The organism is Lagierella sp. ICN-221743, from assembly GCF_037890055.1.
Lineage (GTDB): Bacteria > Bacillota > Clostridia > Tissierellales > Peptoniphilaceae > Mediannikoviicoccus.
Window position 1 is genome coordinate 20,671 of the sequence record NZ_JBBKBD010000004.1, and the last position, 25,219, is coordinate 45,889.

The 25,219-nt window shown below is 35.4% G+C and carries 23 protein-coding genes; 19 read left to right on the forward strand and 4 right to left on the reverse strand.

What is annotated here, in order from left to right; genetic code table 11:
- Positions 1-65 precede the first annotated feature (65 nt).
- The 13 genes from WKS98_RS02865 to WKS98_RS02925 all read left to right on the forward strand — a co-directional run bounded on the left by WKS98_RS02865 (position 66) and on the right by WKS98_RS02925 (position 13,060).
- Complete coding sequence (locus WKS98_RS02865; protein WP_498916738.1) at positions 66-986, forward strand: MSCRAMM family protein; 921 nt, start codon at positions 66-68, stop codon at positions 984-986.
- 54 nt (positions 987-1,040) lie between these two features.
- On the forward strand, positions 1,041-1,928 hold the full coding sequence (locus tag WKS98_RS02870; protein ID WP_498916740.1) for a class C sortase: 888 nt from the start codon (positions 1,041-1,043) through the stop codon (positions 1,926-1,928).
- Complete coding sequence (locus WKS98_RS02875) at positions 1,928-2,791, forward strand: class C sortase (RefSeq protein WP_498916742.1); 864 nt, start codon at positions 1,928-1,930, stop codon at positions 2,789-2,791. The genes WKS98_RS02870 and WKS98_RS02875 overlap by 1 nt, the downstream gene beginning before the upstream one ends.
- The gene (locus WKS98_RS02880; RefSeq protein ID WP_498916743.1) at positions 2,778-3,617 is read left to right on the forward strand and encodes a class C sortase; all 840 of its coding nucleotides are present in this window, start codon (positions 2,778-2,780) and stop codon (positions 3,615-3,617) included. The genes WKS98_RS02875 and WKS98_RS02880 overlap by 14 nt, the downstream gene beginning before the upstream one ends.
- A gap of 142 nt (positions 3,618-3,759) precedes the next feature.
- On the forward strand, positions 3,760-5,148 hold the full coding sequence (glmU, locus tag WKS98_RS02885) for a bifunctional UDP-N-acetylglucosamine diphosphorylase/glucosamine-1-phosphate N-acetyltransferase GlmU (protein ID WP_498916745.1): 1,389 nt from the start codon (positions 3,760-3,762) through the stop codon (positions 5,146-5,148).
- Positions 5,149-5,724: an aminoacyl-tRNA hydrolase gene (gene pth, locus WKS98_RS02890; RefSeq protein ID WP_498916747.1), complete on the forward strand. Its 576-nt coding sequence runs from the start codon at positions 5,149-5,151 to the stop codon at positions 5,722-5,724.
- A 15-nt stretch (positions 5,725-5,739) separates the two neighbouring features.
- Entirely contained in the window at positions 5,740-9,267 is a 3,528-nt protein-coding gene (mfd, locus tag WKS98_RS02895; RefSeq protein WP_498916749.1) for a transcription-repair coupling factor, read from the forward strand.
- A complete protein-coding gene (locus WKS98_RS02900; protein WP_498916751.1) occupies positions 9,267-10,463 on the forward strand; it encodes a peptidylprolyl isomerase in 1,197 nt (398 codons plus the stop codon). Before mfd ends, WKS98_RS02900 begins: the two co-directional genes overlap by 1 nt.
- A gap of 132 nt (positions 10,464-10,595) precedes the next feature.
- Entirely contained in the window at positions 10,596-10,874 is a 279-nt protein-coding gene (locus tag WKS98_RS02905) for an HU family DNA-binding protein (RefSeq protein WP_237036953.1), read from the forward strand.
- 124 nt (positions 10,875-10,998) lie between these two features.
- A complete protein-coding gene (locus WKS98_RS02910) occupies positions 10,999-11,520 on the forward strand; it encodes a hypothetical protein (protein ID WP_498916753.1) in 522 nt (173 codons plus the stop codon).
- A 132-nt stretch (positions 11,521-11,652) separates the two neighbouring features.
- Positions 11,653-12,153 carry a thiol peroxidase gene (gene tpx / locus WKS98_RS02915; protein WP_498916755.1) on the forward strand — a complete coding sequence of 167 codons (501 nt, stop codon included), beginning with the start codon at positions 11,653-11,655 and terminating at the stop codon, positions 12,151-12,153.
- A gap of 185 nt (positions 12,154-12,338) precedes the next feature.
- Positions 12,339-12,776, forward strand: coding sequence for a C-GCAxxG-C-C family protein (locus WKS98_RS02920; RefSeq protein ID WP_498916757.1), 438 nt, complete (start codon positions 12,339-12,341; stop codon positions 12,774-12,776).
- Between the two features lie 32 nt (positions 12,777-12,808).
- On the forward strand, positions 12,809-13,060 hold the full coding sequence (locus WKS98_RS02925) for a glycine zipper domain-containing protein (protein WP_498916759.1): 252 nt from the start codon (positions 12,809-12,811) through the stop codon (positions 13,058-13,060).
- A 33-nt stretch (positions 13,061-13,093) separates the two neighbouring features.
- On the opposite strand, the gene WKS98_RS02930 is transcribed toward WKS98_RS02925, so the two are convergent.
- On the reverse strand, positions 13,094-14,572 hold the full coding sequence (locus WKS98_RS02930) for a cell wall-binding repeat-containing protein (protein WP_498916760.1): 1,479 nt from the start codon (positions 14,570-14,572) through the stop codon (positions 13,094-13,096).
- A 127-nt stretch (positions 14,573-14,699) separates the two neighbouring features.
- On the opposite strand from WKS98_RS02930, the gene WKS98_RS02935 reads away from it, so the two are divergent.
- Together WKS98_RS02935 and WKS98_RS02940 are read left to right on the forward strand one after the other, a co-directional pair.
- Positions 14,700-15,023 carry an ArsR/SmtB family transcription factor gene (locus tag WKS98_RS02935; protein ID WP_498916762.1) on the forward strand — a complete coding sequence of 108 codons (324 nt, stop codon included), beginning with the start codon at positions 14,700-14,702 and terminating at the stop codon, positions 15,021-15,023.
- 2 nt (positions 15,024-15,025) lie between these two features.
- Positions 15,026-17,113: a heavy metal translocating P-type ATPase gene (locus tag WKS98_RS02940; RefSeq protein ID WP_498916764.1), complete on the forward strand. Its 2,088-nt coding sequence runs from the start codon at positions 15,026-15,028 to the stop codon at positions 17,111-17,113.
- A 16-nt stretch (positions 17,114-17,129) separates the two neighbouring features.
- Here WKS98_RS02940 and WKS98_RS02945 read toward each other — a convergent pair whose 3' ends face one another.
- From WKS98_RS02945 to WKS98_RS02955, 3 genes are read right to left on the reverse strand one after another with little or no spacing between them, the layout of a single operon-like run.
- Entirely contained in the window at positions 17,130-17,567 is a 438-nt protein-coding gene (locus WKS98_RS02945) for a DUF188 domain-containing protein (protein ID WP_498916766.1), read from the reverse strand.
- Positions 17,567-18,949: a UDP-N-acetylmuramoyl-tripeptide--D-alanyl-D-alanine ligase gene (locus WKS98_RS02950; RefSeq protein ID WP_498916768.1), complete on the reverse strand. Its 1,383-nt coding sequence runs from the start codon at positions 18,947-18,949 to the stop codon at positions 17,567-17,569. Before WKS98_RS02950 ends, WKS98_RS02945 begins: the two co-directional genes overlap by 1 nt.
- On the reverse strand, positions 18,949-20,019 hold the full coding sequence (locus tag WKS98_RS02955; protein ID WP_498916770.1) for a D-alanine--D-alanine ligase family protein: 1,071 nt from the start codon (positions 20,017-20,019) through the stop codon (positions 18,949-18,951). Before WKS98_RS02955 ends, WKS98_RS02950 begins: the two co-directional genes overlap by 1 nt.
- A 123-nt stretch (positions 20,020-20,142) precedes the next feature.
- Between WKS98_RS02955 and WKS98_RS02960 the strand changes: the two genes are divergently transcribed.
- The 4 genes from WKS98_RS02960 to WKS98_RS02975 all read left to right on the forward strand — a co-directional run bounded on the left by WKS98_RS02960 (position 20,143) and on the right by WKS98_RS02975 (position 25,199).
- Positions 20,143-22,503 (forward strand): glycogen/starch/alpha-glucan phosphorylase, encoded by a 2,361-nt coding sequence (locus WKS98_RS02960; protein ID WP_498916772.1) that lies wholly within the window; start codon positions 20,143-20,145, stop codon positions 22,501-22,503.
- Between the two features lie 12 nt (positions 22,504-22,515).
- Positions 22,516-23,082, forward strand: coding sequence for a hypothetical protein (locus WKS98_RS02965; RefSeq protein WP_498916774.1), 567 nt, complete (start codon positions 22,516-22,518; stop codon positions 23,080-23,082).
- Positions 23,083-23,151: 69 nt separating this feature from the next.
- The gene (locus tag WKS98_RS02970) at positions 23,152-24,279 is read left to right on the forward strand and encodes a zinc ribbon domain-containing protein (RefSeq protein ID WP_498916775.1); all 1,128 of its coding nucleotides are present in this window, start codon (positions 23,152-23,154) and stop codon (positions 24,277-24,279) included.
- Between the two features lie 8 nt (positions 24,280-24,287).
- Positions 24,288-25,199 (forward strand): 1-phosphofructokinase family hexose kinase, encoded by a 912-nt coding sequence (locus tag WKS98_RS02975; RefSeq protein WP_498916777.1) that lies wholly within the window; start codon positions 24,288-24,290, stop codon positions 25,197-25,199.
- The last annotated feature ends 20 nt before the right edge of the window (positions 25,200-25,219 follow it).

Below are 25,219 nucleotides of genomic sequence, written 5' to 3' on the forward strand. Positions count from 1 at the left end.
TAAAATATTAGTTAAATAGAAATTAATTATAGCAATTGTCAACGGAAATATTTTAGGAGATAGAAATGAGAAATGTAAGTAAAAGGTTCTTGTTCATTCTAATGGCATCATTCTTACTTATAATTTCATCCGCATCTTTTGTACAGGCTTCAAGCCAAATCGAAATTCATCTTAGAAAAGGCCAAACTGATAGAGACCTTCAAGGTAGACAACTTAAGCTTTGGAAGATTTCTAATGAAAAGCTAACAGGTGATTTAACTGAAGAGTTAAAAAAATATGAAAAACATACTGATGATCAGTTAAATGAAAAATTTGGGGAACCTTTGTTAACTGAAAAGTCTGACATTAATGGTAAGATAGTTGTAAAAAATCTTGAAAAGGGAACCTACTATGTAAGAGAAGTAGGTGACAAAGAATATAAAACAGCTCCCTTTTTTATACTTATTCCAATGGATGAAGATATAATCGAAACAAAAGTTGAGGTTAAAAAGCCCACAGAACCTACAGAACCCACAAAGCCTACAGAGCCCACAGGAGAATATCATTTCTTAAAGGTTGACGGCGATGGAAAAAACCCTTTGAAAAATGCGGTGTTCAAAGTCAATGTTAAAAAGGGCGATTACTACAAAGATTATTTAGTGAATGGCAAGCCATACATTATAAAATCTGACAGTAAAGGTAAGTTTGTGGTGGAAGGTTTACCTTATGGTACTTATTATCTAAAAGAGATAATACCTCCAGAAGGTTACAAAGTGCTATCTGAAACTATAAAGTTTGAAATCTCCGGAGAATCGGATAAGTTTGAAATTGTTATAAAGAACAACAAGGAAGAAACTACGCCTAAGGAAACAACACCGAAGGAAACCGAGAAGAAAGAAAAAAAGAAAAAGATTAAAGTTCCGAAGACAGGAGATATAACTCTTATAGTTATGGTGATTGCAGGAGCTTTGCTATTCTACATCGGTAAAAAATTGATTAAGGAATAATTAGGGAGTGCATCTAGCACTCTTTTCCTAATTATTGGACTGAATTGGAGAAAAATGAAGAATAAAACTAAAAAGAAAAAGAGAAGTCAGCTTCCCTTTATCCTTATTTTTATAGTGGGATTTTTAATTTTGTTATATCCACAGGTTTCTAGACTTTATTACAGGGTTCAAGCAGATCAACAAGTTAGAAACTTCGATGAGGAAAAGAAAAAACTCGGCGACGATGAAGTTAAAAAGAGAATTGAACTGGCAAAGGGATACAATGACAAATTAAATAATGTTATTACTGAAGACCCCTATGAGAAAAAGAAACAGGAAGAAGGGGTAAAAAATTATGCCAAGATGCTGGAACTACATGAAAAGATTGGTCACGTTCAAGTTCCTATCATAGATATAGACATACCAATTTATGCAGGTACTGCAGAAGAGGTTCTTCAAAAGGGAGCAGGCCACTTGGAAGGAACATCACTTCCCATAGGAGGTCTTGACACTCACACAGTTATAACAGCTCACTCAGGTCTTCCTACAGCAAGGCTATTCACAGATTTATCACAATTGAAAATAGGAGATAAATTCTTCATACATAACTTGGAACAGACTCTTGCCTATGAGGTAGACCAAATAAAAATAGTTGAGCCAAGTCAGTTTGAAGATTTGTTAATAGTTAAGGGAGAAGACTATGCGACCCTTCTAACTTGTACGCCTATAATGATAAACACTCACAGACTTCTTGTAAGGGGACATAGAATTGAATATAATCCAGCTGATGCTGCAGAAATGCAAAGGACTGGTAGAATTGGTCTTCTATACAAATATGGATTCTTTGTAGACCTTGCGCTTATAATACTTTTAATATACTTGGATGTTAAGTACTTTAACAAGAGAAAAAAACTTATGCTAACTTTAAAAGATATAAAGTCTAAACATGGGGGTAGCCAGTGATGAAGAAAAAGAAAACTAAAAAGCTTCCCTTTATCATAGTCTTCTTATTAGGCTTTGCAATTATGCTCTATCCAATCATATCTAGAATGTACTATAGAGTTGAAAGTGGAAAAGAGATTGCAAGTTTCGACAAGTTGGCAAAGGAACTGCCAAGTGAAGAAGTAATAAGAAGGATTGAACTTGCAAGGGCATATAATCAAACTCTAGATCCATCAAAGCTTGCAGACCCCTACACTGAAAAGGAAAAAGAGGGGATAAAAGAATATGCAAGAATGCTTGAAATAGAAGAAAAGATTGGACATATTGAAATACCTGCAATAAAACAGGACATTCCAATTTATGCAGGAACTTCTGAGTCCGTTCTTCAAAAGGGGGCAGGTCACTTAGAGGGAACTTCACTTCCAGTTGGTGGTGCAAGTACTCACACCGTCATAACTGCCCATAGAGGACTTCCCACTGCAAAACTATTTACAGACCTAAACAAGCTAAAGAAGAAGGATCAATTTTATATTCATAACATCGAAGGTGTTTTAGCATATGAAGTTGATCAGATAAAAGTTGTGGAACCTTCGGACTTTGAAGATGTTCTAGTTGTGGAAGGCAAGGACTATGCAACGCTTTTAACTTGCACGCCATACATGATAAATTCACACAGGCTACTTGTTAGAGGTCATAGAATACCTTATAACCCACAAATACTTGGCCCGGGCTCAGATGTAACTTCATTTATGAGATACAAAGACTTCTTGATGTTCTCTGTGCCAATAACAATAGTCCTTCTTGCAATATTTATATTCTTAAGGAAAGAAGTGAAGCTTCTTAATAAAAAAATAGGTGAAATAAGTAAAGATGAAGATAAGTAAAAGAAAAATATTTGGATATATTTTAATCCTTTTAGGTATAGGACTTCCTCTATCGAACTTTTTAAACATGAGTTATACAGAGATTACAAAGTCCCAGGAGTTAAAGAAATATATTCAAACTTCAGCTAAAGAAGATGATAAAGTAGAAAAAAATATAGAAAAGTATAATAAGAATATCGATAACGAAGAGATTAATTTTGTGGATCCATTTTCAGACGAGGACTATGAGAGACAGTACTCAATTTATAAAAACAATCCTGATAAGGAGTTTGCGTTTTTAGAAATACCAAAACTGGACATAAAGATGCCCATATATTTAGACGCTTCTGTAAGACATCTTGCAAAGGGAGCGGCGCATATAGATGGAACACATCTTCCAGTGGGAGAAAAAGGACGCTCCGTTATTGCAGGACACCGTGGGTACTACAAGGATCTGATGTTCTTTCACCTTGACCGACTAGAAAAGGGCGACCATGTGTATGTGTATAGAGGAGACAAGGTGCTTGACTATGTGGTGGACAATAGTGAAATAATCTTTCCATATGAATGGGAGAAGCTAAAGCCGGTTTACAATGTGGATATGCTAACGCTATTAACATGTGAACCAAAGAGGCCACCAAGTCCAAAGAGACTTCTTGTAAACTGCGTAAGGGCGCCTGAAAAAGATGCAGAAACAGACAGCGAAAACAAAGTGGTTGTAAAAAATGTTGAAGTTGATAGCTCTGTTAAAAACACAAAGTATATTATATACGGCGTAACGGCGGTTCTACTATTGATGTTTTTTAGGTTCTTATTCAAATTAATCAAATATCTTATAAAAAGATAGGCAGGGCAACCTGCCTTTTTAATTTTATTTAAAGCAAAAGAGGGTAGAATGAGTAAGAATTGTATTAAACATAGGGTTTCAGGTAGACAATTCAGCCAAATAAATATATTATTAATATGAATTGAATTATGGAGGTAATATTTTGAATATTTCAATAATATTGGCAGCAGGTGAAGGCACTAGAATGAAATCAAAACATTCAAAGGTACTTCATAAACTTATAAACAAACCGATGATAAAATATGTAATGGACGCATGTGATGAGTGTGATGTTAAAAAGAAAGTACTTATTGCAGGAAAAAACAAAAATGATTTAGAAGAGCTCTTCAAAGACTCAGACCTTGTAATTAAAGAACAAAAGATTGGTCCGGAGTTTCCATATGGAACAGGCTATGCAGTAAGCCTTGCATTAGATGAAGTTAAAGATGATGATTCTGTTTTAATCCTTACAGGGGACGCTCCACTTATAAGGGGAGAGACTTTGAAAAACTTTATGGACTACCATAATGAAAAAAGTTCAGTGGCAACTGTATTAACAGCTGTTACAGATGACACAGAGGGTCTTGGCAGAATAATAAAAGACGATGAAGGATACTTCTTAAAGATAGTTGAACATAGGGACTGTACAGAGGAACAACTAAAAATAAGAGAGTACAATTCTGGAATTATGATTATTAATGGAGCTTCTTTAAAGAATTCTATTTCAAAACTTGATAGCGACAACGACCAAGGGGAGCTTTACCTAACAGATATCTTCCAAATCATTAGAGAAGAGGGAGAAAAGATTTTAACTTTCCAAATCCCTGATGAAGAGGAAGTTCATGGAATAAACTCAAAGCTTCAACTTTCAGAGGCGGAAGAAGTTTTAAGAAAGAGAATAAATGAAAAGTACATGTTAGAAGGAGTTGTACTTGAAAACCCTTCAAATATTTTCATAGAAGATGGAGTGAAGATTGGTAGAGACACTATTATTCACTCCGGTGCAAAGATAATGGGAGAAACTACCATAGGAGAAGACTGTGTAATAACCGGAGATAGTACAATTTGCGACAGTATCATTGAAGATAATGTAATTATAAAATCTTCCGTTATAGAAAAAAGCCATGTGGGAGAAGGCACAGACATTGGTCCTTTCGCACATCTAAGACCAAATTCAAATCTTGGAAAGCATGTTCACATTGGAAACTTTGTGGAAGTTAAAAATGCCACTGTAGGTAACTTTACAAAGGCGGGCCACTTAGCATATGTGGGCGACGCAGACCTAGGAGAACATATTAACATAGGCTGTGGTGCAATATTTGTAAACTACGACGGAATTAATAAACATCGTTCAAAGATAGAAGACCAAGCATTTATAGGCTCAAATGCAAATATAGTTGCTCCAGTTCACATTGGAGAAAAGGGCTTTATCGCTGCGGGATCAACAATAACAAAAGATGTTTCTAGTGGCGATTTATCCATTGAAAGGGGCCAACAGGCAAATATCCCTGGATGGGTTAAGAGAAGAGAGGAAAGGAATCAAAAGAAGTAATTGAAATTAGTAGTAGGACTGGGAAATCCAGGACAAAAATATTTAAAGAATAGACATAATGTCGGTTTTATGACAATTGATGAACTGTCAAAGAGAAATAGTATCGACATAAACAGAGAAAAGTTTAGGGCGGGCATTGGCGAAGGACGCATAGGAAGAGAAAAGGTAATACTTATGAAGCCTCTTACATTTATGAATAATTCGGGAATGGCCGTGTTGGACTGTGCAAATTACTATGACATTTCTCCGCAGGACATTATAGTCATCACCGATGACATCGATATACCTTGGGGTAGTATTAGAATAAAACAAAAGGGTTCAGCGGGAAGTCACAATGGAATGAAATCCATAATATACCATTTAAATTCGCAGGACTTTCCAAGAGTTAAAATATCCGTAGGGAAAAAAATTCCCCAAATGGACCTGGCTGACTTTGTGTTAAGTAATTTTACCGAAGAGGAACAAAAGGTCTTAGACTTAGAAATAGAAGACGCAGCAAAGGCTGTGGAACTATTAATAGATGACAGACTGAACGATGCCATGAACCTTTACAATGGCATTAATCACAGTGAATAATGATTGGATGAAGAGATGAATTTTTTTACAGATACACTAAAAAATTTAACAGAATACCAAAAACTTTCAGAAAGCTTAAAACTTAAAAAAAATTCTATATATCTTCATGGTATTGTTAAGGAGAATTTATATCACTTAGTTTACTCCATATATAAAAACGAGGGCAAGAACATTCTAATCGTCACCGAAGATGAGATGGCGGCGAAAAAACTTGTGGACGACCTGGAAGTAGTGGACTCAAGTATAGTTGAACACTTTCCAGAAATTGAACTGAACTTCTACAACTTTTCATCACTGGAAAAGAAGAATGAAGATCAAAGACTTAAAGTATTAAATAGACTTATGGAGGGGAAACCCTTTATAACCGTTGCAAGTTCCAGGGCAATTCAAAGAAAACTCACAAAGAAAAATCGCTACAAGGACATGACCTTGGAAATTGCGGTTGAAAAGACCTTGGATTTAGATGAGCTTTCGGAAAAATTAATAGAGTTAAACTACGAGAGAGTGAGCATAATTGAAGGCCGTGGCCAATTTGCCATTAGAGGCGGAATTGTGGACATCTATCCGATACAGGAAGAATATCCTGTTAGGATAGAGCTCTTTGATGATGAAATAGATTCCATGCGTACCTTCAACATTTCAGACCAGAGATCAGTTGAAAAAATAGATAAAATCAAGGTGGTGCCTGCAAGCGAATTAATTCTTGATTCAAAGATTAGACAAAAGATTATAAAGGGACTTTGCAGAGACCTAGACATTGCAGAGCGTTCAACCATGTATGGAGTGGACAAGGACAAGCTGATTGAAAAGTATGGCGACATTTTAGAGTATATAGAGAACGGATATGAGATTTCAAATCCGGATTTAGTTGTGCCCTATTTGAAGAAGGTGGACTATAATAATATAATTGACTATCTTCCAAAGGACTCTGTAATTATTGTAGATGACATATCTAGAGTGTATGACAGAAATAGTGAAATCAATCAGATGTTTAAAGAGGACATTGCCTATAGAATGGAAAAGGGCGAGGTGTTTATTACCCACGAAGATATTTTTATAGAGTTTAAAGAGATTATAAAGTCCATTATGGACAACACCGTTTTAAACGTAACTCCACTGGCGAAAAAGACAAGGCTTTTAAGTCCCAATGTGGAAATTCTTATAGAGTCCTCTGAAGCCATGAGCTTCAATAGAAACATGGATGTGTTACAAGAACATCTCCACAGTCACACCACTAGGGGAGAAAAGTTTGTGATTTTTGCAGGCTCCCAGGACAGGGCTTTATCAATATTAAACTTATGTCAGGATAAAAAGTTAAACGCCACAATTGTGGAAGACTTTGATTCAAATCTCTTGACGGGAATGATATATATATCTTCATCAAACATGCCAAGGGGCTTTGAGTATAAGAGACTTAAGTTCACTTGTCTAACCACTAGGGAAATCTACGGAAAAGAAAAGAGAGGTTCTAAGAAGACTGCAAAGAAGAGGACTTCTTCTGAAATAATAAACTACTCTGACCTGGAAGTGGGAGACTTCGTGGTACATGAAAACCATGGTATTGGTCAATATCAGGGCATTGAACAGATTAATGTACAGGACACTAAGAAAGACTACTTAGTTATTACCTATAGAGGTAATGACAAATTATATATACCAACAGACCAGATGAACTTGGTACAAAAGTACGTTGGAACAGGATCCGATAAGGGACCTAGGCTTAATAAGCTTGGCGGGGTTGAGTGGCATAAGGCAAAACTTAAGGCTAAAAAATCCGTTGAGACCATCGCGGAAGAACTTGTGGAACTTTATGCAAAGAGGTCTAAGCTAGAGGGCTTTGCCTTTGATAAGGATGGCAATTGGCAAAGGGAGTTTGAAGAGGACTTTATCTATGAAGAGACTCCAAGTCAACTTCGCTCAATTGCAGAAATAAAAAAGGATATGGAATCCAAAAGGCCAATGGATAGACTTTTATGTGGTGACGTTGGATATGGGAAGACGGAAGTTGCCATTAGGGCAGCTTTTAAAGCTGTTATGAACGAAAAGCAAGTTGCCATATTGGTACCAACCACAATCCTTGCACAACAGCACTACAACACATTTATGCAGAGGATTAGCGACTACCCTGTGGAAGTTGAAATGCTTTCAAGGTTTAGAACGGCGGCGCAACAAAAAAAGATTATAAAGGACGTTGAAAGAGGCCTTGTGGATATAATAATAGGAACCCACCGACTACTTTCAAAGGATATGGTGTACAAAGACCTTGGGCTTTTAATTGTAGACGAGGAACAGAGGTTTGGAGTAAAGGACAAAGAAAAATTAAAGAGCTTAAAGGAAAATGTGGATGTGTTGACTCTTTCTGCAACACCAATACCAAGAACATTACAGATGGGTCTTGTAGGAATAAGGGACATGTCCACTTTAGACGAACCACCGGAAGAGAGATTTCCAATTAACACTTATGTTATAGAGTATAATGAAGGAGTTATTAGGGACGCCGTTCTAAAAGAAATGGACCGAGCGGGCCAGGTGTACTTTGTATACAACAAAGTTCAAGACATTGAAGAGATGTCATATAAACTACAAGAGCTAGTTCCCGATGCAAGAATTGCTATTGCCCATGGGCAGATGTCAGAGAGGGAATTAGAAAATGTTATGCTTGAATTTGAAGATGGAAAGTACGACATCCTACTTTGCACTACCATCATTGAAACGGGCATGGACATACCAAATGTAAACACCATGATAGTATATAACGCCGATAGGATGGGGTTATCACAGCTATACCAACTTAAGGGTAGAATTGGAAGGTCCGACAGAACTTCATTTGCATATTTCACATATGAAAAGAATAAGAGCATATCTCAAGTGGCAGAAAAAAGACTTATGGCCATTAAAGATTTTACTGAGTTTGGATCTGGGTATAAGATAGCCATGAGAGATTTAGAGCTTAGAGGTGCGGGAAATATTCTAGGAGAAGTACAATCTGGACATATTTCTGCCATAGGTTACGATCTTTATGTTAAACTATTAGAGGAGACTCTAGGAGAAATTAGAGGAGAGAACAAAAACAAAGTCAGAATGTCCGAAGTTGAAGTGGATATTAAGATGGACGCATATATTCCATCCTCATACATCTCCGACCCAAGTGAAAAGATTGAGATGTATAAAAAAATTGCATCCATAATTGACGAAAGCGACTATGACGAGCTCATAGAAGAACTTATAGATAGGTTTGGTGACTTGCCAAAGCCTGTTCAAAACATTATGGACATTGCCCTAACTAAGTCTTACAGTGCAAAGGCAGGTTTCATAAGAGTATTTGAAAAAGAAGGTTCCTTCGGTCTTGAGTATAGCGACAAAAAAGAACTCAACATGGATGAATTAAAATATATTAGCGAAAACTTTGAAGACAGTATGAACTTTGACCTTGGTGAAAAGCCAAAGATATTTGTTAACTCTAAAGATTTAAAACCAGTAATAAGGCTCTTAGTTCTGATTTTAAATTTTGATAATATTAATAAGAAAAAGGAAGGTAATTAATGAAGAATTTTACAAAAAAGATATTAATGGGAGTACTTACCACCTCATTATTATTAACGGGATGTGGTAAGGCAGGAAAGAAACCGGCAAATGTAATTGCAAAGGTTGGAGATGAATATATTTCAGCTGACCAAGTAGAGGAGTATTTTAACTATTATAAACAGCAAATGGCAATGTTCGGTCAAGCTCAAAACTTTGACGAAGAAACAGAAGAAGGCAAAAAGGCTGTTGCAGGAATCAGAGGAAAAATTTTAAATTCTCTAGTTATGCAAGAAAAGACAGTTGAACTTGCTAAAAAAGAGGGAATCAAGGTTACTGACAAAGAAGTAAATGCTTCAATTGACAACCTAATTGAACAAGCAGGTGGAGAAGAAGCCCTTAAAAAATATTTAAAAGACGCTGGACAAACTGAAGAAGAGTTTAGAAAAGAGCAATACAAATCTTTTGAAAAGCAAAACTACCTAACAAAGCTTGATGAAAAGTTAAAAGAAAAGTTCAAACCAAAAGATGAAGACATTAAAAAGAAGATTGAAAAAGATAAAGATACTCTACTTCCTGTTTACAATGCAAACCACATTCTATTCTCAACAATGGATGAAAATGGTCAACCAATAACAGACGAAGCTAAGATTGAAGAAATAAAACAAGAAGCTCAAAAGAAGCTTGACGAAGTAAAGAGTGACAAAGATAAATTTGAAGCAGCATTCAAAGACTACAAAGACAAAGAAGAAAAGACTGCTTCAGGAACAGCAATAAAAGCAGAAGAGTTAGGAAACTTTAATGGAGCAGATATGGTTCCAGAGTTTACAGAAGCAGTTTCAAAGATGAACCCAGGCGAAGTTAGCCAAGAACTTGTTAAGACACAATTTGGTTTCCATATAATCCAAGAGATTTCAAAGGCAACTACATTTGACGAACTTGATAAGGATTTCTATGAAAACCAAATCAAGGCAAAGTATGTTGACATGGTACTAGAAGAAGAAATTTCTAAGTTCAAACAAGAAGAGACCGATAAGATGGAAGTTGAATTCTTTGACAAAGATGGCAAGGTTGTAGAAGACGCTGCAAAAGCAATTGCAAGCTTTGACTTTAGCAAAATAGGACCTAAGGATGCAAAGAATGAAGATGCTACAGGTGCAAAAGAAGAAATAGACAGAAAAGTAGAACAAGAAGAGGCTACAGAACAAAACAAATAACCTGAGTAGAGAAGAGGTTTTTATAAAATTTAAAAAAATATTAAAAAAACAGCTTAAAACCTTGAAACTTTGCTTTTATTTAGATATAATCAGAAAGAATGGTAAATTCAAGAGACTATTAGGAGGAAATAAATGAATAAAGCAGAATTATTAAGCAAAATGGCTGAGAAGAGTCAACTAACTAAAGTTGAATCAGAAAGAGCATTAAATGCATTTATTGAAACAGTAACTGAAACTCTAGCAGATGGAGAAAAAGTTCAATTAGTAGGATTTGGTACTTTCGAATCAAGAGCAAGAAAGGCAAGAGAAGGAAGAAACCCAAGAAATCCTGAAGAAGTTATTAAGATACCTGCATCAAATGCACCAGTATTCAAAGCTGGAAAGTCATTAAAAGAAGCAGTTAATAAGTAATTCAACAAGGCAACTCCTATGAGTTGCTTTTTGATTGCAAAATTTTACTAAAATATCTCATGGTGAAATAGTTTAATTAAGCTTTATATGCTAAAATAAATACATAAAGTCCAGGAGGCTCGAGATGATATACGAAATTAAAATTGATAAATATGTAAATGACAGATTCAAAGTTTATAAATCAGAAGACGATAGCCTAGTTGTTGTTGGCGAAAAGGTTGGCGACCCGGGATCATACTTTGATGCATTTGTAAATGAAACCGTTTCAAGAGGAGCGGAGTTTGTGTTTTATGATGAAGCAAAAAATGAAATTCTTAGAATTAAAAGACATTTCTACAGCGAAGACAAGAAATATGTCTTCTTTGAAGATGAAAAAGAAACGGGACATATAGTCTCAAGACTGGAAGGCTCAGACATACTAATTGACTTCGACTATAGAAATGTAGAAGAGCATATGTCTTTGCCAAAGGGAGCAAAAGAATTTTATGTTGAAGGCCTTGGCAGAATAAAATCGTTAAAGCAGGGCTTCAAGCCATATGAAAAAATGGAAATTCAAGTTGAACATGAAAAAGATTTTAAACTACTAATGGCAATAGCAGTTTATATTTGGGATGTGTTCATTAAAAACAAGGTCGCATTTATATAAAGGTAAAAAAGTCCAAGGAGAAATCCCTTGGATTATTTTTTTAATTATAAACATGAATAACTAAAAGTTTTATAATTTATTACAAGGGTATAATAAGTAATGTTGAAATGAAATTAAAATGGAGGTAATAAAATGAAAGTAACATTTGGCGGTACACCCGTAACAATTGAAGGAGAACAAGTAAAGGTTGGAGAAAAGGCTCCAGAATTTAAAGCAATAAACAATGACCTATCTGTATATGATTCAAAGGAAGACAGAGGAAAGGTTGTAGTTTATTCAGTAATTCCATCAGTGGACACACCTGTTTGTAACATTCAAACAAGAACTTTTAATGAAAAGGTGGGCGAACTTGGTGATGGAGTTAAGGTTGTAACTATTTCTGTTGACCTACCTTTTGCACAACAAAGATACTGTGCGGCTGCAGGAATTGACAACATCGTTACAGTTTCTGATTACAATGGCCATGACTTTGGAAGAAAATATGGTTTCTTAATGAAAGAAAACATGTTACTTGCAAGGGGAATCATCGTAGTTGACAAGGACGGCAAAGTAACTTATACAGAATATGTTAAAGAATCTGGAGATGCTGTTGACTTTGACAAGGCCTTCGAAGAAATTAAAAAGTTAGCATAAGTATAAAAAGAGACGAAGATATATTGGTATTAAAATTTTACCACTAATCATGTATAAAAAAGATTACTCTCTAAAGAGTAGTCTTTTTTATAATAAACATGAAAAATTAAAAAATCAATATTTTGATATTTAGAGTGTAAATGTATAATTAAAAAGAAAAGCAGTTTTAAATATAGGGGGAATAAATGACAGCTTTAGAATTTCAAAGAGAGATGAGTTCAAAGGGATGTAACTGTACCCAAATAGTTTTTTCTTATTTTGCCGAAAAAAATGGACTTGATATAAACAAGGCACTTAAAATTTCTTCCGCATTTGGTGGAGGAATGGGAAAGGGAGATATTTGTGGAGTTATAACAGGAGCATACATGGCCCTTGGACTTATATATGGAAATGATTTAGAAAACAATGACAGATTAATTCTAAATAGAAAGATGAAAGAATTTGACTTGGAATTTGAAAAAGTATCTTGCGAAAGACTCTGTGAAGACATTCTTGGGGTAAATGTTGGTGATAAAGAGAAGGTTATGGAATTTGCAAAGAAAAATCCTAACTTCAAGGCAGTTTGTCCAAAGCTAGTTATAAATAGCATTGAGATAATAGAAAAACTACAGAAAGTGAATTAGAATTTTAACTAGAAGGGATTTAAGAAGACAAAATGGAAATACTTAGAATTGTACTGCCACTTATTTTAATATGTATATTGGTGGTTTATGTTATACAGCTTGTTAAAAATAAAGATAAAAGCAAAAGCAATAATGAAGATGACAATGCCATGGCAGTGGGCATGGCCATAGGAATGTGTCTTGGCACAGCCATAGGATCGGCCTTTGGTGTAGAAAATCTTGCAATTGGCACAAGTATAGGAATGTTAATTGGAATGGTTGTAGGAATGAATATAAAAAAATAGGAACAAAAAATCTCCCACATGGGAGATTTTTATTTATACATCTAAAACTGATTTTATTTGTCTTTCCACTGTGTTTCCAATGGAACCATTTCCACCAAGAATATAAAGTGTATTTATTTTTTTGTTTCTCAAGTAAGATATTAATTCGTTTGGTGTTTTTGTCTTTTGGCTTAGCACAATTGGTGCATTTAATTTATTTGCCAGTGCTGTTCCTGAAAGGGCGTCGGCAAAGTTTTCGCCGGAAGCTAGTAGTACAAATTCAGGATTGCTATAGTAGTTATTTGCAATTTGCACAGAGGTTTCATATCTTGTATTTCCTGAAATTCTTGAAACTGATGAAACCACATTCTTTACCTTATTTTCAATTTCTTTGGAGATTGAGTTCTCTCCACCAATTAAATAAACTTCTGATGCATCTTTAATTATATTCATTACATCTTCGTTTAAAGTTTTTCCGTCGGTAAATAGTAAGTTTGCATTTTTCATCTTTGCAACTCCTGCAATTGAAAGTGCATCTGGGAATGAAATTCCATTTGCTAAGAACACTATTTCCTTTGAACTGTCTTCTTCTGCAACCTTAACTGCGGTGTCGTATCTGCTCTTTCCCTTTAAATATTTAACTTCGATTCCCTTTGAACTTAAAGTATCTACATATGAGGCTGGTAGATTATTTCCACCAACAAGATATACAGTTGAAATAGTTCCAGTGTTAATTGTGTTTGCAATTTCTCCTGTAACTCTTCCTGGGTCGCTTAGAAATAGATGGGCATTTAAATTGCCTGCAAGAATTGATGCTGCAATACTGTCCGGGAATGAATGGCCATTTGAAATTACTGCTATATCTGAATCTACATTTGCATTTTTATTTATTAGCGCCGAAGTTTCAAATCTTGATGTTCCTGAAATTCTCTTTACAGAAGAGTATGGGAATGTGTATAGCTCATTCATAAGTGCAACTACTTCAATACCGTAGTTTTTACTTGGAGCCCATCTTCCGCCTAAATCTTCCACCATTGGAGCCTTGCCATAAATTGTGGCAAAATGTCTTGGGTCTGGAGTGTCGGCCTTAGGATAACCATTTGCTCCGGCATAAAGTGCCAAGTGATCCACCTGTGCAGTGATTCCCTCTTCCCATGATTTAAATCTTGTATGGGCTGATGCGTCTTTATCTCCGCCGCCCGCTGTGGTTTTTAGTCCACATGGATTGAAGTAGGACGCATCTAACACGCCACCAAATCTTAAAAAGTTTGTTTCCTTTGCGGATTGGGTGTAGGTTACTGCTGGGTCAACTCCCCTTTTAACTGAAACTGAATAGTACAGCGGTGCCAGGTCTATAAACAATTGGTTTGCGTTTCTAGATTTTGCCCACAGTTTCATTTCATGAACTGTAGTTGTAGATTTACCTAGTATTGGTGTTGCAGATCCTGCTGCAACGGATTTTGAACTTAGTGGTATTAAAAAAGACACACAAAGTAAAATCGCGATTAATTTTCTAAAATATTTGTTTTTCATTTCATCCTCCCTTACACATATAATAATCTATTGCATAAAGTATTGCAAAGGTATTGACATAAAAAAATTTGGCTGGTAAAATAATAATAACAAATGAACAGTTGTTCATATATTCATAGGAGGTTTTGTGGAGAATATAGATAAAATAGAAAAAGCAAAAGAGTCATTGCCTATAGAAGAAGACATTTATGACTTAGCAGATTTTTATAAAATGTTCTCAGACTCCACTAGGTTAAAAATACTTTTAACCCTTGGGGAAGGAGAGCTATGTGTCTCGGATATTTCAAGTGTACTTGATATGGGACAATCTGCCATAAGTCATCAACTAAGACTTTTAAAAAAGGCAAGGCTTGTTAGAAACAGAAGAGATGGAAAGGTCATCTACTATTCATTAGATGACGAGCATATAAGTGAAATTATTATTAGTGGTCTTGACCACATTATGGAGTGATTATGGAAGTTAAATTAGATGGATTAAAATGTGCCAACTGTGGCGCGAAAATTGAAAGGGAGATAAACAATCTTCCAAATGTAAAATTTGCAAATGTAAATGTAATAGATAGCACTTTGAATTTGGAAACGGAAGACGGAAACTATGAACAAACTCTTAGAGAATGTAAGGAAATAGTTGATAGGATTGAACCGGGAACTGGATTTAGAGTTGTGGATGAAATAGAAGAAGATGAAGATGAAGAGGAAGAGCCAGGGTCAAAGAGAAAATTAATTACAATGGCAATTTCTGCGCTACTTATGGCAGTGGCGTATTTAATAAAGAGCAAGAATAATACTCTTAATATTGCCCTTGAACTTATAGCTTATCTTGTGGTAGGCTTTCCAATATTAAAAACTGCATTTATAAATATTAGTAAGGGACAGATTTTTGATGAAAACTTTTTAATGACCATTGCAACCCTAGGTGCCATTGCCATTGGGCAAAGGGAAGAGGGAGTCATGGTAATGTTACTGTATACCCTTGGAGAGTATTTACAAGACAAGGCCGTTGACAGTTCCACCAAGTCAATTAAAAACTTGGTTAAGATGAAACCAGAATCTGCCAATTTAGTTATAAATGGCAAAACTGAAGTTGTAAAGCCTGAAGTTTTAAAACTTGGAGACATTATAAGAATACTTCCCGGAGAAAAAGTTCCAGTTGATTCAGTGGTGATAAAAGGGGAGTCATCCCTTGACACATCTTCAATAACAGGAGAGTCTATGCCTTTAAATGTTTCCATTGGAGATGAAATAATTTCTGGATCCATTAACAATGAAGGTGTTATAGAGGCACAGGTAAAAAAAGAATATAAGGACTCAACAGTAAGTCAAATACTGGACTTAGTAAAGAATGCTTCCAACAAGAAGTCTGAAACAGAAAACTTTATTACGGTGTTTGCACGCTACTACACACCGATTGTAGTTATAGCGGCGGTTGTAATTGCAATCTTACCTCCAATTATTTTAAATCAAGAATTTAAAAAGTGGATATACACAGCACTGACCTTTTTAGTAATTTCATGTCCATGTGCCATGATAATATCAATTCCACTGGCATACTTTGCATCAATCGGTGTAAGTTCCAAACATGGTATTTTAGTTAAGGGCTCAAACTATGTGGAGTCCATGTCAAAGGTTGATACAATTATAATGGACAAGACTGGAACATTAACAGAGGGTTCATTTAAAGTTATAAATGTTTCAGCAAAGTCATGCACAGAAGAAGAACTACTATCTATGGTTAAAAAGATGGAGGAACATTCAAACCACCCAATAGCCCAGTCCATAAGAGACTATTACAAAGATGAAGTTAACTTAGATATAAAAAATATTAAGGATATTCCGGGAAAGGGCCTTAGTGGTGAACTCGATGGAGAAGAAATTCTTTTAGGAAATAGCAAGCTTTTAAAAGAAAATAATATTTTAATTGAAGAAGTGAAAAGCTCTGGCACATTGATATATGTGGCTAAGAATGGAAAGTTTTTAGGCCATATTGAAATTGCAGACAGCTTAAAGAAAGATGCTAAGGAAACCATTAAAGAGCTTAAAGAACATGGCATAAAAAATCTTATTATGCTAACAGGAGATAGAGAAGTTGCAGCAAGTGAAGTTGCAAAAGAATTAAATCTTGATGATTATAGAGCGGGTCTATTACCACAGGACAAGGTTAAATCCTTTAACGAAATCAAAGAAAAGGCAGAAGGTAGAGTTGCCTTTGTAGGTGATGGAGTAAACGACGCACCAGTTTTAAGAATTTCAGATGTGGGAATTGTAATGGGTGAACTTGGAAGTGACGCGGCAATTGAGTCTGGAGATGTTACCCTAATGGGAAATGAACTAAAAAAACTTTCCCTATTCCGTAGAATTTCTAAAAAGACAAAACTTATTTCAATGGAAAATATCGTATTTGCCCTTGGAGTTAAATTTATTGTAATGATACTTGGAGTAATGGGCCATGCCAATATGTGGGCAGCTGTCTTTGCCGACGTTGGAGTGTCAATAATAGCAGTGTTTAATTCACTAAGAATTATGTTTATAAAGAAAAAATAACGACCTATTCGGGTCGTTATTTTATTTCATTTAACTTTTCTAAAAGGGAAGCTTTAAAACTTTCGTCATCTTCCTTTTTTCTCTTTTTAAATTTACTGTTGTAAATATTATTTTTCCTTTCCCTTGAAGCCACATGTCTTTGAAATAAAAATACATCAATGTTATTTAGGTTTATGGAGTCGCCGTTAAAATTTAGTACGGTAACCTTTTTTCCTAACACCATTGATGCAAGCCCCATATCATTTGTGATTAAAAAATCTCCGCTTTCTATTCTATTTGCAATAAAAAAATCTGCCTCGTCCTGTTCGCAGTCCACGATAAAGAGATTACTTTCAGGAACTTTTAAATTGTGATTGTAGTCGGAGATAACCATGTAATTTAAATTTTTTTCATTACAAATATCTTTAACAATGGGGATAACTGGACAGCTATCCCCATCAACATAAATTTTCATTATAAAGTTTCCTCAAATTCAATTAGGCCATTTACTATCTCTTCAAGTTTCATTGCCCTTGAAGCCTTAACCATAACTAAGGTGTTAGGTGTTATAATCTCTTTTAATTTTTCTAGCAATTCTTCCTTTGAGTCGAAGTGGAAACAAGTACCTTCAGGGAAGTTTTCCTTTGCTGCATTTGAAATATTTTCTGCTAATGTTCCAATTGTAAGAACATAGTCCAGCTGTTGTGGATCCAATTCTCCGGCAATTTCTTTATGGAACTCAACTTCTTTATCACCAAGCTCCAACATATCTCCTAGAACAACAATTTTTTTGTCATAGTCCTTTAAGCTATAAACAGTTCTTAAACAAGCTTCAAGGGATTGAGGGTTTGACTTGTAAGAGTCGTTTAAGATATCGAAATTCTTTTGATGAATAAGCTCGTTTCTCATTCCCGTAAGCTCGATATCAGTAAGTCCCTTTGCAATGGAAGGGTAGTCCAGCTTGAAGAACTCTGCAATTACAATTGCAATACCACCGTTATACATTTGATGTTGTCCAAGTAGTGGAATTGTATAGATATGATTGTCAATTGTAAATGTGGTTCCAGAAGCGTCGGCAATGCCCGGCTCTATAACAAAATCACAGTCTTTGTCCGTACCATAGGTAAAGGTACGTTCAGGAAGTTTAAACTCCTTTACGACCTTTCTTAAAATAGGATCGTCGTAGTTATATAAAAAGATTCCATTTTCATCTAGACCTTCAAGAATTTCTAACTTTGCCCTTGCAATATTTTCCTTAGTCTTTAGTTGTAGCAGATGTGAGTCGCCAATATTTGTAATAATTGCGTAGTCCGGTCTGCAGATGTCAGTAAGAAGTGAGATGTCACCAAACTTTTCGGTTCCCAGTTCTAACACCGCAACTTCTAAGTCTTGATCCAATTCAAAAATTGTCTTTGGAAGACCATACTCGTTATTAAAATTTTTCTTTGTATACTGAACTTTGTATTTTTGTTTTAAAAGTCCCGTAATAATATCTCTTGTAGTGGTTTTACCATTGCTTCCCGTAAGTGCAACCACCTTGCATTTTAAAGATAGCCTATAACTTCTTGCAAGAGTTGTCATAGCTTTGAAACTGTCTTCCACGATGATTACTGGAAGGTCGTTTCTTGGAAGAAATCTCTTCTTCTCCCAAATTATTGCAGCAGCTCCCTTGTCAAGGGCGTCGAAGGCAAAGTCGTGGCCATCGAACTTTTCTCCAACAATAGGGATGTAGAGATTGCCCTTTTGAACAGTTCTACTATCAGTGGAAACGCCTTTAATAACTATATCACCATGTGAAATATTATAAAGCTCTCCATCACACATTCTTGCAATATCTAAAAGTTTTCTTTCAATCATTATATTAACCTTATAAGTTTCTTGTCCTTATTGTACCTTTCTATTCCGTAATCAATTAATTTTTCTAAAAGCTGTGGAAATTCTGTTCCGTCAGTTACCTTCCAAAGCATGGTGCTCATGGAGTGGTTGGTCATGCCAGGGGCAGTGTTAATTTCATTTACCAGCATCTTCCTGTCACTGTCACGTAAGAAGATATCCACCCTTGCAAAGCCAGAACAGTTGCACAGTTTATAAACTTTCTTTGCCAGTTCCTGTACCTTTTCAGTTTCTCCATCTTCCAGTTCAAATGGAACTATGTGAATGGTCCTGTCATCAAAGTACTTGCTTTCATAATTGTAAAATTCCTGTTGTACTCTTGAAACACCTGGAAGGGAAGCTATTGGGTTTTCGTTTCCAATGACGGACACTTGAAGCTCATCACCTACCACAGCTTCCTCCAATAAAATTTTATTATCAAACTTTAGTGCTTCCAAAACAGCATCTTCTAATTCGCCTTCGTTATGAACCTTTGTAATGCCAATGGAAGAACCAGAGTTACATGGCTTTACAAATATTGGAAGACCAAGATAATCTATGATTTCATTTTTGTTTTTTAAGTCAGCTTCATAGGAAAGATTGGTCATGACTCTAAACTTCGCTTGAGGAATTTTGTTTTCTTCATAGAGCTGGTTTGAAAAGGCCTTGTCCATGCAGATTGCAGAAGAAACAACTGAGTTACCTACATATGGCTCGTCAATTATTTCCAAAAAGCCTTGTAGCTCTCCATTCTCACCATAGGTTCCATGAACGATTGGAAAGAATACATTGTCCTCTTGTGCTTTATAGTCCTCTTGCAAAAACTTTGCTATGGAAGAACTAACGGTGCCAGTTCCTTCAAGCTTAAGTTCATTGTAGTCCTTTATAGTTTCTTTACATTCGCCATATGAAACGAAGCGACCCTTTTTATCTATGTATAGAGGGAACACTTTAAATTTTTTTCTATCAAGTCCATTAATTACATTTTGTGCAGAAAGTATGGATACTTCATGCTCTACGGATATTCCACCGTAAATTACAAATATATTTTTCAAATTTTTATCTCCTATCACATTGAATAGCTTTATAATACTATAATTTTGCTGTCTTTTCAATTTAAGTATATTATAATAGAAGGTAAGGGTAAACATTTACCGAAAATTTTTAAGGAGACAAAATTGAAAAACAATAAAATACTGGAAACAACTAAGCAGCTTATAAAATACAAAACAGGAAAAGATATAAATGAAGTTAGCACAGTGGAAAAATATGACGGACTATCTCTGGCGATTATGTCGGATATTAATGACGATTGGATTAAAACAATTAAAGAAGATAAGTACAAGAGAAAGGCCTACTACTTTTCTGCAGAATTTTTAATAGGAAGATCACTAGGTAACAACATATTAAACTATGGCATATACGAAGAAGTTAAAGAGGCACTGGATGTTTTAAATGTATCCATTGGCGCCATAGAAGATGTGGAAGAAGATCCCGCACTTGGTAACGGTGGCCTTGGAAGACTTGCTGCATGCTTTATAGAGTCTGCAGCAACTGAAGACTTACCACTGGAAGGCTATGGTGTTAGATACTCTCAAGGACTTTTTAAACAATCCTTCAAAGAGGGCTTTCAATTGGAAGAGGGAGATGACTGGACAGCCCTTGGGGACAATTGGTCCATAAGACGCCAAGCGGACACTAAAATAGTTAAGTTTAAAGATCAAATGGTATATGCAGTTCCATATGACAGCCCTGTAATAGGATATAGGTCAGGCAGAGTCAACACACTTAGACTATGGCAAGCGGAGGCGGTTGATGGATTTAATTTTATGAAATTTAACAACTTCCAATATGACGACTCCATGTCATCAAAAAATAGAGCGGAAGATATAACAAGGGTACTATATCCAAATGACTCACAAAAAGCGGGAAAGATATTAAGAATAAAACAACAATACTTTTTTGTGTCCGCTTCAATTCAAGACATGGTATCAAGATACAAAAAGAACTTCCCACTGGACATAAAGTTCAAGGACTTTTCAAAATATCATGTTATACAATTAAACGACACCCATCCAGTTATGGCAATACCAGAACTTATGAGGGTGTTAATGGACGAAAACTTTTTATCTTGGGACGACGCATGGAAGATTACGGGAGAGGTGTTTGCATTTACAAACCACACCATTCTAGAGGAAGCCATGGAAAAGTGGTCAGAGGATATACTTGATACAACAAATCCAAGATGCCTTGAAATTATAAAGGAAATCGATAGAAGATTTAGACTTGAATTACAAGCAAAAAATTATGATGAGAAAAAAATAGAGTACCTTGCAATATGCAGTAACGGTGTTGTGAAAATGGCAAACCTTGCAATCCACACATCAATTAAAGTAAATGGCGTTGCAAGACTTCACACAGATATTTTAAAACATGAAACATTAAGAGACTTCTATGAACTATATCCAAACAAGTTTTTAAATAAGACAAATGGAATTACACCAAGAAGATGGTTATTATATTCTAACCCTGAGCTTGCAAGTTTCATTACAGAGTTATTTGGTGACGACTCATGGACAGAGGACTTATCAAAACTAAAAGAGCTTGAAAAATATCTTGACGACGACAAAGTGCTTGATAGACTTTGGGATATAAAACAAAATAATAAAAAGAAACTTGCCAAGTATATAAAGATAAACGAAGGAATTGACATTGACCCTGACTCCATATTCGACATTCAAGTTAAGAGAATTCACGAGTACAAGAGACAACTTTTAAATGCCCTTCACATAGTTTATCTATATCACTTAATAAAAGAAAATCCGGACATTGACATGCCAAAGAGAACATTTATCTTTGGAGGAAAGGCGGCACCGGGATATTTTAGAGCAAAGTCAATAATAAAATTCATAAACGAAGTTGCAAAGCTTGTGAACAACGATCCAGTGGTATCTGAAAAGATAAAAGTTGTATTTGTGGAAAACTTTAGAGTAACCTATGGAGAAAAAATATATCCAGCATGTGATGTGTCTGAACAAATATCAACAGCGGGAAAAGAAGCTTCAGGAACAGGCAATATGAAATTTATGCTTAATGGGGCACTTACCCTTGGAACCTATGACGGTGCAAATATAGAAATATTCCAAGAGGCGGGAGTTGAAAACAACTTCCAATTTGGTGCAACCGTTGAAGAGCTTAGGGACATTGCAGAGGACTATAATCCAAGAGAGCTTTATGAAAGTGACCCAATTATAAAGAGAACAGTGGACACACTTTTATCAGACGAGATAAATGACAATGGGTCATATATGTTCTTGGAAATTTATAACGCCTTAGTAAATGAAAAGGATCCGCAAGCGGACAACTACTATGTGCTTTACGACTTCCACGAATATAGAAAGGCTCATGAGAGAATTAACGAAGCATATAAGGACAAGAGAGAGTGGGCGAGAAAGAGTTTGAAAAACATTGCGAATGCAGGAAAATTCTCCTCCGACAGAACTATTAGAGAGTATGCTCAAGAAATTTGGAACATATAGAAGAGAGTAGAAATGACAAGTAGTATTTTTGATAGAAAGCATGACGAGAAGGAACAGATTGAGGCATGGAAGAAGACCATTCGAATCTACTTCAACGGCAATGTGGAATACAATAAAAAATTGGATTTTTTAAAAAAGGAAATAGAGCATGATGAAGATATAAAAAATATTCTTGCTGCATTTGACAACAAGTACAGTATGTTGGACCTGGAAGAGCTATGGGACGACATAATGCTCACTGCATTTTGTGAAGAGGAGAAGATGGTTTTCGTCTATGATGGAAATGGAAAGTTCACAGAAGACAGAAAAATTTCACTAGAAAATTATCCAACGGATTTAAAACTTGGTTATCCAAGAAAGTTTTGGATGAAAAAGTGTGATGAAGTACAAGATAATTCTACAAATGCACTTCCAAATGCATTGAAGGACAGCTTGGTGGATATAGTTTCCACCAAGCAAGGTTATACCGTGGTTAGGATTATGCATGAAGAAGTTGACTGGTCTTTAGATAGCTCCATGGATGTGTTAGGACAGATGGTTCAAAATGCTCACTCTGGAAAGTTTGGCATAACATGGTAGAAGGTTACAATAAATCAACGAATAATGAAAGTGCTTAATCTAGTGCTATAATATTAACGAGGTGATTTTATGTACTGCCCAGAATGTGGCCAAAAAATTCCTGAAAATTCAAAATTCTGTCCCATGTGTGGACTTAACATAAACGAATTTTACAAAGATAAATATTCAGATAAAGAAATAGACGAAATAAATTTAAAAGAAGAATTAAAACCAGAGACTAAAGAAGAAAAGGCGAGAAGGTTTGAAGAGATTTTAAGAAACGCAGGAAACTTTCAAAGAAATGAAGAAGAAGTAGAAAGCTTTGAAATTTTAAATAAAGAAGACGTTAAAACGAAATCTGAAGAAAAAATTGTGGAAACTGAAGAGCCTTTAGATGAAGCAATTAACGAAAAAGTATTTGATGAAGTGGATGAAAAAGTTTCCGACTCAGAAGAAGACGAAAAAGTTTCTGAAGAAATTGTCGAAGAGACTGAAGAGACAGAAGAGGAAGACAGTCAAAAGACCTGGGAAGAAGAAAGCCTTAATAGGGCTAAGGGATATATGCGTAGCCCTGACGACAACTCTCCAGTGGATTTAAAAGCGACTTTTGCAGAAATAAATTTCAAGACCATGAAGACAGTATTTAATCCATTAAGAAGCTTTATGAAACTACTAGAAACACCGGGAGGCTTTTACAAAGACTTCTTTATAATACTTTCAACACTATTCATCTTAGTAACAAATACGGATGTAATAAGAAAATCAAGTCCAACCCAAACCCTAAGTGTAAATAGATTTTTAATAACCATAGTGGTGTCTGTATTTGCACTGGGGATGATAACATTGAAACCATATTTAATTATGACCTTTGATAGATGGAATTTGATTAAAGAGGTAGAAGACCAAAAGAAATATTCTAAAATCATTACCTTTGCCGTTGTCAATAGCATAATGAGATTATTATTTTACATCTTGGTGGACTTTGTTCCAGGAGTTGGTATCATACTTGGTTATGGAATCAAAGGCGAGTCAGTTCCCTTCTTTATTATATTTATGGTTTTAGAAAGTTTAATACTGCAAGGCATTTTAATGGACAAGTGGAAAAACAAAAGGAATTTAAAAAATCTTTTATTTACTACTGCCGTTGTCCTTGGAGTTGAACTGTTGAGTATTATTATATTTAGACCAATTGTAACCATGATGATATCTAAATTGTAGGTGAGTTTATGATTTATACAATCAGCTTAAACCCATCCATGGACTTTATAATCGAAGTTGATGGACTGGAGAAAAATTCTAAAAACAGAATGACATCGGAACTTCGTGTGCCAGGCGGAAGAGCCATAAATGTGGCAAGGGTACTGAGACGAATGGGTATGCCATCAGTTGCCACTGGTTTCTTAGGTGGACACATTGGAGACTTTATAAAAGAGTGGCTAAACATGGAAGGTATTCAAACCTCCTTTATAGAAATTGACGACGAGACTAGAATTAATATTAAACTTTATAATAAAAACATCGTTATAAATGGAAAGGGACCAAATATCTCTTTTAATGAACAAACGGAATTGCTTTATTTTATTTCAAGAATTCAAGAGGGAGACACCGTAATATTAATGGGAAGTCTTCCACCAAATGTGGACAAGGACATCCTAGATAGAATAATTTCAATATGCAAGGCTAATAAAGCGGAGTTTATAGTTGACGCATACCCAAGTCAGTTGAAGGAATTTATAAAACGTGGCCCTCTTATGATAAAGCCAAATATTTCTGATGTGGAAGAGATGTTTAACACAAAGATTGAAGATGAAGAAAGCCTTATTAAATATGGAAGAAAACTTCTTCATATGGGAGCGAAGCATGCAATAATTTCCCTTGGCAAAGACGGAGCCTATCTATTTAGTGGAGACTGCGTCTACAGAGGTGAAGGTGTAAAGGGTGACGAAGTAAAGACTGAAGGCGTAAGAGACTCTATGATTGCAGGCTTTATTGCCACATATATAAGAACGGCGGACTTGGAAGAGTCTTTCAAAATTGCCATGTCCTGTGCCACCGCAACTGCCTTTAGCAAAGACTTGGCAAGGAGAGAGGACATAGACAAAATAGCAAAAGAAATTGTAGTTCATAAAAGATGTTAACTTTACCTAAGGTGCAAAAT

What these genes read in the sequence shown, in the direction of transcription:
- WKS98_RS02865 (WP_498916738.1), top strand. Translation starts at nt 66, where the DNA reads ATGAGAAATGTAAGTAAAAGGTTCTTGTTCATTCTAATGGCATCATTC.
- WKS98_RS02870 (WP_498916740.1), top strand. Translation starts at nt 1,041, where the DNA reads ATGAAGAATAAAACTAAAAAGAAAAAGAGAAGTCAGCTTCCCTTTATC.
- WKS98_RS02875 (WP_498916742.1), top strand. Translation starts at nt 1,928, where the DNA reads ATGAAGAAAAAGAAAACTAAAAAGCTTCCCTTTATCATAGTCTTCTTA.
- WKS98_RS02880 (WP_498916743.1), top strand. Translation starts at nt 2,778, where the DNA reads ATGAAGATAAGTAAAAGAAAAATATTTGGATATATTTTAATCCTTTTA.
- mfd (WP_498916749.1), top strand. Translation starts at nt 5,740, where the DNA reads ATGAATTTTTTTACAGATACACTAAAAAATTTAACAGAATACCAAAAA.
- WKS98_RS02900 (WP_498916751.1), top strand. Translation starts at nt 9,267, where the DNA reads ATGAAGAATTTTACAAAAAAGATATTAATGGGAGTACTTACCACCTCA.
- WKS98_RS02905 (WP_237036953.1), top strand. Translation starts at nt 10,596, where the DNA reads ATGAATAAAGCAGAATTATTAAGCAAAATGGCTGAGAAGAGTCAACTA.
- WKS98_RS02910 (WP_498916753.1), top strand. Translation starts at nt 10,999, where the DNA reads ATGATATACGAAATTAAAATTGATAAATATGTAAATGACAGATTCAAA.
- tpx (WP_498916755.1), top strand. Translation starts at nt 11,653, where the DNA reads ATGAAAGTAACATTTGGCGGTACACCCGTAACAATTGAAGGAGAACAA.
- WKS98_RS02920 (WP_498916757.1), top strand. Translation starts at nt 12,339, where the DNA reads ATGACAGCTTTAGAATTTCAAAGAGAGATGAGTTCAAAGGGATGTAAC.
- WKS98_RS02925 (WP_498916759.1), top strand. Translation starts at nt 12,809, where the DNA reads ATGGAAATACTTAGAATTGTACTGCCACTTATTTTAATATGTATATTG.
- WKS98_RS02930 (WP_498916760.1), bottom strand. Translation starts at nt 14,572, where the DNA reads ATGAAAAACAAATATTTTAGAAAATTAATCGCGATTTTACTTTGTGTG.
- WKS98_RS02940 (WP_498916764.1), top strand. Translation starts at nt 15,026, where the DNA reads ATGGAAGTTAAATTAGATGGATTAAAATGTGCCAACTGTGGCGCGAAA.
- WKS98_RS02945 (WP_498916766.1), bottom strand. Translation starts at nt 17,567, where the DNA reads ATGAAAATTTATGTTGATGGGGATAGCTGTCCAGTTATCCCCATTGTT.
- WKS98_RS02950 (WP_498916768.1), bottom strand. Translation starts at nt 18,949, where the DNA reads ATGATTGAAAGAAAACTTTTAGATATTGCAAGAATGTGTGATGGAGAG.
- WKS98_RS02965 (WP_498916774.1), top strand. Translation starts at nt 22,516, where the DNA reads ATGACAAGTAGTATTTTTGATAGAAAGCATGACGAGAAGGAACAGATT.
- WKS98_RS02970 (WP_498916775.1), top strand. Translation starts at nt 23,152, where the DNA reads ATGTACTGCCCAGAATGTGGCCAAAAAATTCCTGAAAATTCAAAATTC.
- WKS98_RS02975 (WP_498916777.1), top strand. Translation starts at nt 24,288, where the DNA reads ATGATTTATACAATCAGCTTAAACCCATCCATGGACTTTATAATCGAA.